Raw genomic sequence first — 14,323 nt, 5'->3', positions numbered from 1 at the left:
AGCTCCTTAGAGGCCGGTCAGGAAGAAGATGAAGGCCAGCACAGCAACGCCAAACCCAACCCATGTAAGGTGGTGGGTTTTAACAAACCGTGTCCGTGCCACGCTGTTTTCAATCACCCCGGCAATCAGGAAGATCACAAACAGCTTTGCCAACAGCACCAGCGTGGCGAGCCCTAGTGCAGGAATCGTCAGCTCGGTGGCCTTGCCAAACGGGATAAACAGGGCAATGAACAGCTGCGCAACCACAACCTGCTTCAAACCTAGGCCGAGTTTGATCATCGCCAAACCAGAACCGGAATATTCGGTTAACGGCCCTTCCTGCAGCTCTTGCTCCGCTTCCGCGCAGTCAAACGGCAGTTTGCCCATCTCAATAAAGATCACGAATGCACAGGCCAGACCCGCTAAGATCATCGCCCCCGGTACCGCCATCGATTGCGTTGCTACGTGGGTACTGATAAGACCCAGATCGGAGCTGCCGGCGATTAACACCATCACCAGAATCGACAGCATCAAGATCGGCTCCACCAACACACCTAGCGTCACTTCGCGGCTGGCACCTAGGCCTGCGAAGATGCTGCCACTGTCCAACCCAGCCAGTGAGAAGAAGAAGCGGAAGATGGCGAACAGGTAGATGTCGGTGATGATGTCACCGGCAATCGGGAACGGCGACTGATTGGTCACGGTAGGCAGCGCCATACCAACCAACAGCATGGTTACGATCATCACCGTTGGGGTCCACCGAAACACAAACCCAGTTGGGTGCGGCGCCAACTCTTGACGGCGCAGCAACTTGCCGATATCGCGGTAGTCTTGTAACACCCCTGGCCCTTGGCGAGAGTGCATCTTCGCTCGCAGTACCCGGGTACCCCCGGTGACTAACGGCGCGAGGCTTAACATTATGAATGCCTGAATAATTGCCAGTGCAATCCACTCAGGACTTGGCATCTGCAGTCCTTGCATTAGTTAACTCCTAACTCAACAGGGATGATTAACAGCACAAACAGCGCCACCACGATGTACATGCAGTAAACCCGGAAGTCACCGCGCTGTAGTACCTGAACGCGACGAGCTAAGGCTTGCACCAAGCGCACCGTTGGCATCACTACCCGGTTATCCAACTGCGGTTCCAGCTGGCTGGCACCCTGCTTAGTTTTAGTTAATCCTTGCAGTAGTCGATTGGCCGGATTGAGGATGTTGCGAATGCGATAAAGCGGTTCATACATCGCTCGTAACGTTGAGGTGAAGCTGCCTGCAGAAACCGTCATTCGATCCTCAACGGCGTAACCACAAGCCCATGGGTCGCCTGCAACTCGGCGGGCCATTTTTTGGCCACGGAACAGACGCAGGATTGCTGCCGGTACCATCAACAGGGCAATCAGCGTCACTGCGATAACCGGTGTAGATAAAATGGCTTGGGTGCCATCAACCGGAACCAGCGCTGCCCCCTGCTGCACCACGATGGCTTGGCTATTCACCAGCTCTGCGGCAACGGAGGAGATAACTGGCGCAATCCAAGGAGAACCGATACCTAAGATGATGCACATCAGCGCCAACATCATGGTGCCGATGTTCATGCACAGCGGCACTTCAGTTGCCTTAGCCGCGGCTTGTGTTTTCGGTGCGCCAGCGAAGCAGATCCCGTAGACCTTTACGAAACACATGCACGCTAAAGCGCCGGTTAACGCCAGCATAATTACCGCAACCGGAGCGAGGCTGGTCATAAGCAGATCGCCGGTTTTACTCATGCTGATAAGCGACTGGTAGATAAACCATTCCGAGACAAAGCCGTTCAGCGGAGGCAAGGCCGAGATAGCCATGGTGCCGATGAGGAAGGCGATAGCGGTGTAAGGCATCAACTTGCCAAGACCACCCATGCTGTCCATATCTTTGGTGTGCACGCGGTAGATCATCGAGCCAGCGCCAAGGAACAATAGCCCCTTAAACACCGCGTGGTTTAGCAGGTGATACAAACCACCAAGCAAGCCTAGCGCCGCAATCACATCGTTGCCGCTGGCTAGACCTATCATACCGACGCCAACGCCCATCAAGATGATGCCGATGTTTTCCACGGTGTGATATGCCAATAGTCGCTTGATGTCGTGCTCGGCCAAGGCATAAAGCACCCCAAGTACCGATGAAACGGCACCGAACGCCAACACCATGTAGCCCCACCACAGCAGGTCCGCACCGAGTAGATCGATGCCTACCTTAATGATGCCAAACACCCCAACCTTAACCATGACACCAGACATCAGTGCTGATGCATGCGATGGTGCGGCTGGGTGAGCCTGTGGTAACCAACCGTGCAGGGTGATGATCCCTGCTTTGGCACCGAAACCGAAGAACGCCAACAGGAACACGATCGACGCCATTGTTGGGTCGAGACTGAGTTGACGGAAGGCGTCGAAATTCAAGCTGCCCGCTTCGCGGTACATCAAGAAGAAGGCGATCATGATCAGTACTGAACCGCCATGGGCGTATAAGAAGTACTGTAAGCCCGCTTTAACGCCCTTCTCGCTCTGCTCGCCAATAACCAAAAAGTAAGAGGCCAACGACATCGCTTCAAACAAAACGATAAAGTAGAAGGCGTTGTCACAAACGACTAAGGCCACCATTGAAGCGATAAACAGATTGAGGAAGAACCCCATCGCCCAAGCACCCTTGCCTTCATACTCTTGCATGTACGACAGTGAGTAGATGGATGCTGCTATCACTATCAACGAGATAACGCCGATCATAAAGGCGCCCAGTAGGTCGATTCTGACAATCAAATCGGCGAAGTAGAATGGGCTCGGCAGCTGGTAAACGTTAACCTCACCACTGAGCAATGCACCCAGCGCTAATACCACCCCAACCACACCGCCAGCGGCACCAAAAACACCGGATAGCTTGTAGGCCATCGGCTCATTTGCTTTAAACAACAGGGTTGCCAGCGCGCCAATCAAATAGAGACTAAGTGACAATACCAATAGATCCAATGGGCTCATAGCTGGCCTCCTTGGCTAAGCCGATCAACCACCAACGCCTGATCGGTTTGTTTGGTTTTGCGCGCCGCAGCGCCACCACAACCGCCCATCTCAACCAGCGCACCCGTTGGGCATACGCCGACGCAAGCTGGGCCGTCTTTTCTATGGCGGCACAGATCGCACTTAACCGCGATGGCTTTTACGCCGGGTTCCCACGCCAACAGGCCATTACCAAAGCAGCGTGGCGAACTGGTACTGGGGTTACTGCTATTGGGATCTGAAGGGATGAAGGTGTCGAACGAGGTGACGTAATCCACCGGCCGGCTGCCGTCGGTGCTGATTGCGCCAAAAGGACAAACGATGGCGCACAGGGTGCAGCCTACACATTTGCTTTCATTAACAATGACTGAGCCATCTTGCTGAGAGATTGCCTTAACCGGGCAAACTTTTATGCAGGGTGCGTCTTCACAATGCCTACATAAAACCGGTGCGGTAACCTGCTGGTGCTTCATGACGGTCAGTCGCGGATGAATTTGCAACCCTTGTTTTTTATGGGTTTCAGAACATGCAGCCATGCAGGTTCCGCAACCGATACAAAGTTTGGGATCAGCAACAACAAAGCGATTCATAACCAACCTTAATGTATTACTTCACGACAGGAACCCTGTTACATCAATTTCTATACCAACTCGTGACCACTGACGTTAAATAACAACAAGTGAACCATTTAAAGTTGTTTCAGCTGCGCGACTAACATTCGCCACACAATAATCCGCCACACGTGAGTTGCCGTTGCAATCGAATATGAATTTCGTCACTACTGACACGGTTATTATCAATAGCGACACCGCACAAATTAATGCGTAAAAGATAAAAAACTTTCACTTTATGGATTGTTATAGATTTGGGACGACGATGGTGTAGCTAAAATATTCAACAGTGTTGAGAACTAATAGAGCGTAATTAGTGGCAGTTGTATGAGATAACTCAAGAATATAATTACGCAAAATTATATATCTCAATTTTCGTTTGCTAATTCTTTAGTTCGTGATGCAAAGTGCTTTAGCCACAAAAAATAATTCAGTCCAGCTGTTGGCAAGTTAACGTTATTGCTAGGACAGTCGCCACTGATATTCCAATCAACCAATACCGTTTCAAACCAAAAAACTAAGAGAGACAAGGTATGGAAACCAGCTTACTGATTCTGTTTTTTTATGGGGTTCTACATAGCTTTGGGCCTGATCACCTAGTTGTTATTGCAAACTTTTCAATCGGCAAACAGAGTCGCTCAGCACTGCTTAATGTAGTGCTGTTTGCGCTAGGCCATGGCTTGATGTTGTTGTTATTTGCAAAGCTATTAACCTATTACAACCTGCCACTGTGGTTAACTGCCAGCGGCGATATTATTGCTGCGTCAGTTATTGCCCTAATGGGCGCCTACCTACTTTATATGGCCATTACCGATCAGGTTCATTTCCGCCAACATATGCACAACAACCAACCACACGTACATATTTGGTTTGGCGACGCTCACCAACACGATAAAAAAGACCAAGGCTCTGCCTTAGCGCTCGGTGCGCTAATGGGAATGGGTGGCGTTCGCGGCATGTTGGTTACGCTGGGCGTAGTTGATATGGCCAACCTCAGCTTATCGTTAGTGTTTGCCTTTGTTGCTGGCGTACTGGTTTGTTTTACCCTATTTGGCGGCGCGGTATTGCTATTCAATCGCCATGTCTTAACCTGCCAACGCAACGTAAGACGTGCCTTCGCCTGTGCTGGTGGGGTTTCACTGACCACAGGACTAATGTTGATCGCTAATTGATCTAGCAAACAACACCGCTGGCATTAACCTCTCTAGCGACCCTGCGGCAGTTCACACCATAATGATGGAGTGAACTGCTGTGGTTGCATTGCTTGAGTCAGAACGAGCACAACAATGGGCTGTGTCGTAGTTAGCTGTTGAAGTTTATCTTACCCCTTCGGCTGTACCGATTTCGGTGCTTTAGGCGACGATGTCGCGGTGGCGACGGCACATTCTTGTGTGCATTAGGGCGGAGCTTCGCCCCCTTTGGAATCCTCCTTTGCCTTAGGTCGCAGCCCAAAGCGCTTCGCTGGGCCGCTCCAATGCGGCAGAAGATCAACGGCGGTAGTGCTTTGCCCTTGTATCAACACTCGCCTAGCCGGTGCTTTAACAGTATTGGAAACAACAACACTTAGTTGGTACACCCCAACAATGGCAATCGAAGGTGAATTAAACTAATTGGTTCAAAAATGTGCGCTTAACGCTGGCATCGACAATGATATTGGTTCACAATTGAATGCAATTGAGAATGATTCGTGGTTACAGATGTCATCTTTAAAGAAATTAAAAAAGCTCAAGAAGGCGATAAAGCCAAGCAGCAAATCTAAGCAGCAGTTACGTGCAACCAACGCCGTCACTGCCACCGCTAGCGGTTCGGCTCTGCGTAATGAGTTGGCACAGGTGTCCCGTCAAGCCGGGTTAAACGCTGTACGAGAGCTTGCTACCCCATTAAATCCGTTGCTCAGTTGGTTCGAAGAGGGGCGTAACCTCTCTTTTGTCGCAGCCAATGAAAGCAGCTTGCAGCGCAGTACATCAGCACAGACCTCACAACGCACTGCGCCACAAGTCTCAAGCATCGCTCGTTTGCCACTCAAGTCTCCCCCCTGTAAACGCTGCCCTGCCCTTGCCGGTGGTTTCTGCAAATGTGCCCAGAAGCGCTTTGGTTAACAGCATAAAATCCGTTAGTTACGATAAAACCAAGTTGCTGTTTTACCGTTTAAGCAACATCGTCATGTGATAATCCTTAGCCAAGCGTTGCGTCCACAATGGCAAGCGCTATCGGCATGAGCATGGCACACTCCAGTTAGCCATTGCTACGCCCTCTATTGGCTATTGCCAACCTCTTGTTGCTTGGTTCACTGCCCCGCTGTTTGCAGCCACAATAAATGGTTGTGTACCAACTAAGTGTTGTTGTTCTTTCTAATACAGTTAAAGCACTGGCTAGGCGAGTCGCGATACAAAGGATCAAGCACTATCGCAATTGATCTTCTGCCGCATTGAAGTAGTCCAGCGAAGCGCTTTGAATTGCGAGCTAAGGCAAAGGGGGGCGAAGCTCCCCCCCTGTAACTGATATTAGATATCTACATTGCCGATTTCCTGCAATCGGATTAAGTGAACTAACAGCCAAATTCATTCTTTAATTTGCAATATCAACACGCCAATTTTTAAATGGAACCATTTGTAGACCAGCATCACAAATATATTGATTTCAACTATTAACATTGGCTCTGAAATCAATTGGAGTGATTAAAATGAAAAAAAGCACTATAGCCACATTATCCATGGTGTGTTCACTATTAATGGCAACCGGCATGACTGTATATTCAGAGCCTGCTTACGCAGTATTAAAAATAAAAAGAACTGCACAGGGACAATTAGGTGCGATGCAAGTTAACCCTTACGGTTATGCGCCATTAAGTGCCGTCATCGACCTTAATTCTAAATCGCCTACTGATGTTACTGTTACCGTGCGTGGCAAAGGCAAAAATGGTGTGCCTGTAAGTTATTCTGTCGGCCAGCAAACTATGCTAACTCATAACGGCATTCCGGTATTTGGTTTATATGGTGATTATGCCAACAAAGTTGACCTGGAATATAAATTGGATGGCAAAAAAATTAACGAGACATACACTATTGTCACCCAGCCGGTAGTTGGCGTTACACTTGACGGAGCCACACACGCGTTTCCTCAAGTAACACCTGTTAAGGTCGAAAATGACTTTAAAGAGCGCCTATATTGGGTTAACCATTTACCTCACAACAGTAATAATGATCTCATTACTCGAGTTGGTGGTGGTGCCTTTGAGTGGGACCGTTGGTCAGTTAATTTTATTACCGATACGCAAGGCGAAGTTCGTTGGTATTTAGATCACAACAAAATTCATGATATCTACGATGCTCGCAAACGTGGCGTTCTTATGGGGGTTCACCAAGTTGACAATGGTGACATTATCTTTGGCCAAGGCCAACGCTATTACCGCATGGATCTGATGGGCCGGATGATTATGGAACGGGATCTACCCGCCGGCTTTATTGACTTCTCCCACGACATGCAAGAGATGCCAAATGGCAACTATCTGATCCGAGCTGCAAAGAAAAACTATGTCCGCCCAGACGGTAAAGTCGTTCACACCATTCGAGACCACATTGTTGAGGTTGACCCATATGGACAAGTAGTCGATTACTGGGACTTAAATACCATTCTCGACCCTATGCGTGACGACATGCTTAAAGCGATGGATGCGCGCGCTGTCTGTATCAATGTTGACGATGATGCAGGTCCAATTGACGTTGAGCCAGATGCACCATTTGGAGATGTACCTGGAGTAGGAATTGGTCGCAACTGGGCCCATGTTAACTCAGTAGATTATGATGCAAGCGATGATTCAATCATTATCTCGCCACGCCACCAAACCACCGCAGTTAAGATTGGCCGCGACAAAAAAGTAAAATGGATTCTTGGCCCAAGTGCTGGATGGAAAGGTGAACTTGCTACCAAACTGCTAACCCCAGTTGATGCTAAAGGCAAAAAACTGGATTGTTCTCCACAGGGGCTATGTGAAGACACGGACTTTGATTTTGGTTACGCCCAGCACACCTCTTTTTGGGTACCGGAAAAAGACACCCTGACTATCTTTGATAATGGTGATGGTCGTCATTTAGAACAGCCGGCAATGCCAACTATGAAGTATAGCCGCGCTGTTGAATATCGAATCAACGAAGACGACATGACTGTTGAGCAGATTTGGGAATATGGTAAAGAGCGAGGTTACGAGTTCTACTCTCCAATTACCTCTGTTACCGAATACCAAGCAGATAAAGACTCAATGATGGTCTATTTCGCATCAGCCAACTTAATGGAGCATTCAATCACTAAGCCAAAACTGGTTGAGCTCGAATATGGCACCCAAGATGTAAAAGTAGAGCTGCATATCGAATCTACAGTTAAACGTCAACCGTCCTACCGAACCACGGTAATTCGTCCTACTGCGGCATTTAGCAAATAAAAAGGCTATGGCGTCAATCAACATTGATTGGCGCCATAATTATTTGCAATTCATGTTAAAAGTAGTGCTGTTTTCAAACCGCAAAAATTAGTGTTAGTCATTAATGCATCATCAGAATAAAGATAATCCATTCGCCACAAATAATTATTTAATCACTATAAAAGCAATTGGAACCTCCTATTTAAAAGTGGCGAATCATGCCATTCTGCGCTCACTCCCGACAAGAATCACTAAGCATTCCAATTCACACAACACTGCTCTCTTGCGAACCATTAAGCAGCCACAATGATGGTTATTACTATCCAGCTCACATTTAGCACCTTGCTCCAACAAGTTTTCAGCTTCGGTGGCACTTTTCTGTTTGAGAATTGATATCATCAAACCAGTTAATTCAGGAGAGTAAGTGTGGAACGATTTAAAAATTTAAGGTTTAGCAGCTTACAAATATTCGAAGCCTTACATGAAGAGCGTTCTGCAGTTGCTGTTGGACGCAGACTCTCCTTATCGCAATCTAGCGTCAGCTATGAACTTAAACGCCTACGGGAAGCATTAGATGATGAGCTATTTATTCGGACCCGCGACGGCTTAGTGCCTAATAAAAAAGCGAACGCCGTTTATCAAAAGCTGCCTGAGCTATACCAACTATTTTCGGAAATATTTCCACTCGACTCCAACATCCTTCCTACACATTACTCTGGTGTGGTTCGAGTTGATGTTATCGAGCCGCTGTGCTTATCGCTTATTCCAAAAATACATGCACTGATTACAGCGAACTGCCCCAAAGTGAAGCTAAAAATTAAGGTTTGGGGGGACGACAGTGCCGATAATCTAGCCAACGGTAGCGTTGATTTAGCGGTTCATGCTAATCCCATCAATGACAATAAAATTATCAGTTACCGAGGCTCAATCGCCAAACGTGCCGTCGTCTGTAATCTCAACCATTCAGTATTAAAAAATAGCGCGATAACGCTAGAAGACTTAACCAATTATCCGTTAATTTTGCCCGATGTATCGACCACCCGAAAATATGACTACTCGCTCATTGAGTCCATCTGTGACCAGCACAACCTTACGCCCTATATCACCATGAGAATTGGCTACTTACCGGCGGCAATTGAGGTAGTGAAGAGCACGAATTCGCTCTATTTTTCTAGCGAGAAGAGCTTACGGGTATATGAAGATCAAGTTGCTATTCTGCCGGCCCCGCCAGAGCTGAATAAAATCGACCGGTATCATTACATTCTTCAACCAAAGAACAAGCAAAACTCAAACTTTCATGTTTGGTTCAGAAATGAAGTTAAGACACTGCTAGAGCAATCACACTGAGCAATTCGCCCTGACGAAAGGGGCGCTTTAGCTGTAAGAGCCATTAACTCGATGTTGAACAAGGTTGAATGGGGCAGAGGGGAGTATTGCAAATGAAGAACGATGTTGTCAGCAAGGTAACTGCAACATCCATGTGGCTAATTCGATTATCTACCACAGTTACCACTGACTCAGGCTAGACGCCTTTAGGGATACTAAGCAACGTCGTAACACCGTGCTGCTCCAACGCCCAACGTACCTTAAGCGAACGGCATTGCTCGGGACAATACTGGCCCCATCAACTGTTTTAATGCCATTACTGCAACGCCTTTAACCAGCGTTTTAGAACCACTCTTTACCGCATTTTCAACGAAGGCGCTTTTCTCTTCGCTGCGAAGCCAGCCGTGGCTTTCAACGGTTTCCAGTAAATCGTCAGCGCTGATCTCGGTGCCGTCAAAAGTGATCGCAACCGAACCGGCATAACGTTTGTGGCTTACCGTCTCAACCGCTTCAATGGCATTGAGTTGTTCAATAAGTGCATGCACCTCATTGGGGTGCTGCAAAATGTATTCAGAGCGAATCCGCAGACGCTGAGCAGTTTTGTGTATGTACGTAGCCATTTTTGCTGCCAATGAGATTGATTTGCATTAACATTACATCCGCTAACGCACTTTTGCAACCGCTAACCGTGATATCGATCATGTTGCAGCAGGGGTATCTGTGTGAAAATTCAAAAACTATGAGCTGACACCAACTAAAACATGCCTGAATTAACAAATGAGATTCTATCTCTACGCCAGTGGGTCCATATCGGCCACCACATTCCTGGTCGCATAAGGCTCAAGTTTAATTCCGCCATCGTCGCGAAATTAGCGCGCTATAAGACAACTCAAACGATGGAACATGCCATTCAGTTCGCACCATTAAAGCGATACCAGCTTAATAGTGAAACCAACAGTCTATTGCTTGAATACGATGCCGCTGTAATCGAACCACAATTGTTGGATCGACTCTTTCATGATGACGACCAACAAGCTCGTGCAGCTTGCACCTCTTTGATCAATACACTCACCCCAATCTACCAAGCAGGAGCCTAATCATGGCGAACAAGGACGAGCAAAACATGCAATACCCTCCATACGGTTACCCGTACCCGCCGCACCCAATGCACGGCTACTGCCCACCGCATATGCATCCTCATGCGTACCAGCATTTTGGTCAACCGCAGGGGCAACAAATGCCACCACAGATGCCGCCACAGATGCCGCCGCAGATGCCGCCACAAGGCTACTATGGTCACCCACCGCAGTATGCTGCCCCTCAAGGCCACGGCCACCAGCACGCACCGGATCCGATGGTAGCGCAGTCACAACAGATGCTAGAAGGTCTGATGGGCGACCAAGCAGGTGTGTTTAAAGATCTGCTGCACAAGCTTGGCGTTGATGACAAAGAGTTTTGGAAAGGCGCGATGATCGGCGCGGCTGCAGCACTTTTGCTCAGCAACGAAAACATGCGCGGTAACCTAATGAGCATGCTCGGCAACGCCGGTGATCTGCTTAAAACCGGTAGCGACAAAGTAAAAAGTGCAGCCACTGGCGCCGCATCCAGCGTGAGCGACAACGTCCACATGGGCACCGATGTGTTACGCGATACCGTCGCGGCTGGCAAAGCTGGCTTCAGCGAATCGGTTGCACGCCATCGTCCAACAGCCGAAGCGGAACCCGCTCCAGAGCAACCAACGGCCAAAGACGATGAGCAACAGTAGCCAACAGCTTAGCGCGGCGCAGCGTGCGCTGATTGCCAGCGCCCTGCTTGGCGGCGGAGCCTCTGCCGCCAACCAATGGGGGGCTTACCAACGTGGTGAGATCAGCATTAATGAACTTACCCACAAAACGGTAATTGACGCTGCCAAAGCGGGTTTAGCCGGTGGTGTTGCCACCAAAGTCGCTACCAATATGGCTGGTCGCCCAGCACTTTCATTGGCGACAGTACTGCTTGGCGGCGCCGCGGCGTTGTATCTAATGGATGATTTAAAGGACTCAAACCATGACCAAACACTATGACCCTTATTCTGGCTACCCATACGCGGGTCAAACACCACAGCAAGGCTATGGGCAAACCCCATACCAAACGCCGTACCAACAGCAAAATTCAAACACCCACTTCATCTCTGGGTTGATTGCTGGTGCGGCCGTGGCCTACTTAGCCAGCAACAAGAAAGTTCAGCAAGGCGTTGCTGCCACCGGTACCAAAGTTTGGTCTACCGTTCGTGGCGAAGTTGAAGAACTGAAAGAACGCCTTGAAGATACTCAAGCTGAGCTTGAGTACTACCGGAACATGCACAAGGACAAATAATGTCTGTTCTATCGGTAAAACACCACCTGCCCGGTCGCATCCGCGTTAAGGTGGCGCCTAGTCAGCCCCTTACCGGGTTGTCGCAATGGCTGCGTTCAGGCTTGTTGGCGCTGCAAGGCGTGCAAGGGGTTCGTATTAACGAATCAGCCCAGTCTATTGTGATTCAATACGACGCCGCCCTACTTACTCAGCAACAGGTTGAGCAACGGCTAACGGATCTTGATTGGCTTGATGCAACCGCAATCGACGACGATGAAGAGCACCAATACACCCGTGGTGATATCGCACTAAACCTTATTGGTTTGCTCGGCGCTAGCCTGTTCCCTGGTAAAATAAGTCGCGTTGCCACATTGGGATTGATTGCCCCAACCATTGCCGAAGGCGCACAGCAGCTACAGCAGAAAAAGCTCGGAGTTGAGGTGCTCGACGCCGTTGCTATCGGCATGTCGGCATGGCGCAACGACAACAAAACCGCAATGCTTACCCACTCACTGTTGTCGATGGGCGAGTACATGGAGCAGAAAACCAGCCGTAATAGCGACAAGCTATTGGCTGAGTTGATGCAACCTAAGCACACCACGGTGTGGGTGGTTCGTGACGGTTTAGAGCAACAGGTGAGCTCACAAGATCTGCTGGTGGATGACCTAGTTAAGCTCAGCCCAGGCGATATGATTCCAGCCGACGGGGTTATCACATCTGGCTTTGCCTTGGTAAACCAAGCCTCATTAACCGGTGAGTCCGTACCGGTTCGACGAGAGCAAGGCGCGTTTATCTACTCCGGCACGGCTATTTATGATGGCAACATCACCATGACGGTCGAAAAGGTTGGCAGCGAAACCACCACCGCTCAGATCGCCAATGTAATCGCCGAATCGTTAGGGGAAAAGAGCCAAACTCAGCTTGCTACCCAACAGATGGCTGAGCGGCGGGTTAAGATCACCTTAGGGATCGGCGCGGCGGTCTTTGCCGCTACCGGCGATCTCGAACGGTTAGCTTCGGTATTCTTGGTTGATTACTCCTGTGCCTTGAAGCTGTCCACGCCAGTTACCTTTAAGTCAATAATGTATCGCGCGGCCAAACAGGGACTGTTATTCAAAGGCGGTCGTGCCATTGAAAACTTAGCTGAGGTCGACACGGTCATTTTCGATAAGACCGGTACCCTTACCTACGGCGATCTTGAAGTCACCGACGTGGTCTGCATGACCGAGCAACAGTGTGCCAAAGAGCTACTTGCCATTGCCGCGTCAGTAGAGGAACACTGTAATCACCCCTTGGCTCAGGCTGTGGTAAACACTGCTAAACAGATCGATCTACCGCATATTGAGCACGGCGAAGTTGATTACATTATTGCCCATGGCCTGAAAAGCACCATTGACGATAAGCCGCTATTGATTGGCAGTCGCCACTTCCTCGAGACACACGAAGGGGTCGACTTTGCTGAGATGGAAGCAACCATTGCCGAGCTTCAAGCTGCCGGTAAACATATGTTGTTCTTAGCCAGTGAGAACCAACCTATTGGCGTTATCGGCTTGCGCGATACCCTCCGCGATGAAGTGTTCGATACCCTTGCTGCACTGCGTGATGCAGGGATTAACCATCAGGTGCTATTAACCGGTGACACCACCGCTAAGGCACTGCAGATGCAGGCTGAACTCGGCTTCGATCAATGCTTTGCCGAAGCAACGCCGGAAAGCAAAGCCGAAATCGTCAAACAGCTGCAGCAACAGGGTCACCGGATCTTGTTTGTTGGTGACGGCGTTAATGACGCGCCAGCGCTAACCGCTGCCGATGTTGGTTTAGCAATGGCAACCGGTACCGATCTGGCCCATATGGCCGCGGATGTCACCTTGATGAAAGACAACCTTCTCGGTGTGGCTGAAGCACGGCAACTGGCACAGCAGGCGATGAAGCTTATCCAAAGTAACATTCGTCTAGCGGAAGTGGTTAACAGCGGCATTATGCTTGGCGCGGCTTTGGGCTACCTCAAACCAGGTACCAGCGCTTTGCTTCATAATGGCACCACCCTTGCGGTATTAGCCCGTGCGATGAACGCTCGTAACGGTTAGCGCTTCAGCGTACTTCGAACGCGATTAAGCACCTAAAAATGGCTGTGTCGTAGTTAACTGTGGAGATTTATCTCAAGCCTTGGGCAATGCCGATTGTGGTGTTTGAGAGGGGCCATGTCGCGCTGACGACGGCACATTCTTGTATGCATTAAGGGGTGAGCTTTGCCCGCTTTGCCTTAGGTCGCAGTCCAATGCGGCAGAAGAACAACGGCTGTGGTGCTTTGCCCTTGGTAGCGGGATGCGCCTTACCGGTGCGTTAACGGTACTGGTTAGAAACACACTTAGTTGCTATACCGCCTTAATAATGGCCACGCTAACGTATTCGGTAGCGTGGCCATTTTATTCGGCTGTGTCGTAGTTAGCTGTTGAAGCTTACCTTAAGCCTTCGGCTCTACCGATTTCGGCGCTTTTAGGGGACGATGTCGCGGTGGCGACGGCACATTCTTGTATGCATTAGGCCGCAGTCCAAAACGCTTCGCTGAACGGCTCCAATGCGGCAGAAGATCAATAGCGGTAGTGCTTTACCCTTGGTATCGCGACTCG

The 14,323-nt window shown here is 49.4% G+C and carries 13 protein-coding genes; 9 read left to right on the top strand and 4 right to left on the bottom strand.

Annotated features, from left to right (window positions below; genetic code table 11):
* Positions 1-6: 6 nt before the first annotated feature.
* The 3 genes from HER31_RS04590 to HER31_RS04580 are packed head-to-tail and all read right to left on the bottom strand — an operon-like array spanning position 7 to position 3,595.
* The gene (locus tag HER31_RS04590) at positions 7-960 is read right to left on the bottom strand and encodes a respiratory chain complex I subunit 1 family protein (protein ID WP_168659494.1); all 954 of its coding nucleotides are present in this window, start codon (positions 958-960) and stop codon (positions 7-9) included.
* Positions 960-2,987, bottom strand: a complete 2,028-nt coding sequence (gene hyfB, locus HER31_RS04585; protein ID WP_168659493.1) for a hydrogenase 4 subunit B — start codon at positions 2,985-2,987, stop codon at positions 960-962. Before hyfB ends, HER31_RS04590 begins: the two co-directional genes overlap by 1 nt.
* A complete protein-coding gene (locus HER31_RS04580) occupies positions 2,984-3,595 on the bottom strand; it encodes a 4Fe-4S dicluster domain-containing protein (protein ID WP_168659492.1) in 612 nt (203 codons plus the stop codon). Before HER31_RS04580 ends, hyfB begins: the two co-directional genes overlap by 4 nt.
* A gap of 554 nt (positions 3,596-4,149) precedes the next feature.
* Here HER31_RS04580 and HER31_RS04575 point away from each other — a divergent pair.
* The 4 genes from HER31_RS04575 (at position 4,150) to HER31_RS04560 (ending at position 9,380) form a co-directional block, all read left to right on the top strand.
* Positions 4,150-4,788: a hypothetical protein gene (locus HER31_RS04575; protein ID WP_168659491.1), complete on the top strand. Its 639-nt coding sequence runs from the start codon at positions 4,150-4,152 to the stop codon at positions 4,786-4,788.
* Between the two features lie 438 nt (positions 4,789-5,226).
* Complete coding sequence (locus HER31_RS04570) at positions 5,227-5,715, top strand: hypothetical protein (protein ID WP_202983604.1); 489 nt, start codon at positions 5,227-5,229, stop codon at positions 5,713-5,715.
* 584 nt (positions 5,716-6,299) lie between these two features.
* Positions 6,300-8,054 carry an aryl-sulfate sulfotransferase gene (locus HER31_RS04565; protein ID WP_168659490.1) on the top strand — a complete coding sequence of 585 codons (1,755 nt, stop codon included), beginning with the start codon at positions 6,300-6,302 and terminating at the stop codon, positions 8,052-8,054.
* Positions 8,055-8,459: 405 nt separating this feature from the next.
* Positions 8,460-9,380: a LysR family transcriptional regulator gene (locus tag HER31_RS04560; RefSeq protein WP_168659489.1), complete on the top strand. Its 921-nt coding sequence runs from the start codon at positions 8,460-8,462 to the stop codon at positions 9,378-9,380.
* Positions 9,381-9,619: 239 nt separating this feature from the next.
* Here HER31_RS04560 and HER31_RS04555 read toward each other — a convergent pair whose 3' ends face one another.
* Entirely contained in the window at positions 9,620-9,979 is a 360-nt protein-coding gene (locus HER31_RS04555) for a hypothetical protein (protein WP_168659488.1), read from the bottom strand.
* A gap of 141 nt (positions 9,980-10,120) precedes the next feature.
* Here HER31_RS04555 and HER31_RS04550 point away from each other — a divergent pair, with 141 nt between their 5' ends.
* From HER31_RS04550 to HER31_RS04530, 5 genes are read left to right on the top strand one after another with little or no spacing between them, the layout of a single operon-like run.
* Positions 10,121-10,456 (top strand): HMA2 domain-containing protein, encoded by a 336-nt coding sequence (locus HER31_RS04550; RefSeq protein ID WP_168659487.1) that lies wholly within the window; start codon positions 10,121-10,123, stop codon positions 10,454-10,456.
* A gap of 2 nt (positions 10,457-10,458) precedes the next feature.
* Positions 10,459-11,124, top strand: a complete 666-nt coding sequence (locus tag HER31_RS04545) for a YtxH domain-containing protein (RefSeq protein ID WP_202983603.1) — start codon at positions 10,459-10,461, stop codon at positions 11,122-11,124.
* Positions 11,111-11,422, top strand: coding sequence for a magnetosome protein MamC family protein (locus HER31_RS04540; RefSeq protein WP_168659486.1), 312 nt, complete (start codon positions 11,111-11,113; stop codon positions 11,420-11,422). Before HER31_RS04545 ends, HER31_RS04540 begins: the two co-directional genes overlap by 14 nt.
* The gene (locus tag HER31_RS04535) at positions 11,406-11,714 is read left to right on the top strand and encodes a YtxH domain-containing protein (RefSeq protein ID WP_168659485.1); all 309 of its coding nucleotides are present in this window, start codon (positions 11,406-11,408) and stop codon (positions 11,712-11,714) included. Before HER31_RS04540 ends, HER31_RS04535 begins: the two co-directional genes overlap by 17 nt.
* Positions 11,714-13,780 (top strand): heavy metal translocating P-type ATPase, encoded by a 2,067-nt coding sequence (locus HER31_RS04530; protein WP_168659484.1) that lies wholly within the window; start codon positions 11,714-11,716, stop codon positions 13,778-13,780. The genes HER31_RS04535 and HER31_RS04530 overlap by 1 nt, the downstream gene beginning before the upstream one ends.
* Positions 13,781-14,323: the final 543 nt, after the last annotated feature.

Origin of the sequence: Ferrimonas lipolytica (assembly GCF_012295575.1) — a bacterium.
Classification (GTDB): Bacteria; Pseudomonadota; Gammaproteobacteria; order Enterobacterales; family Shewanellaceae; genus Ferrimonas; species Ferrimonas lipolytica.
This window is presented reverse-complemented; position numbering and strand designations above follow the sequence as displayed.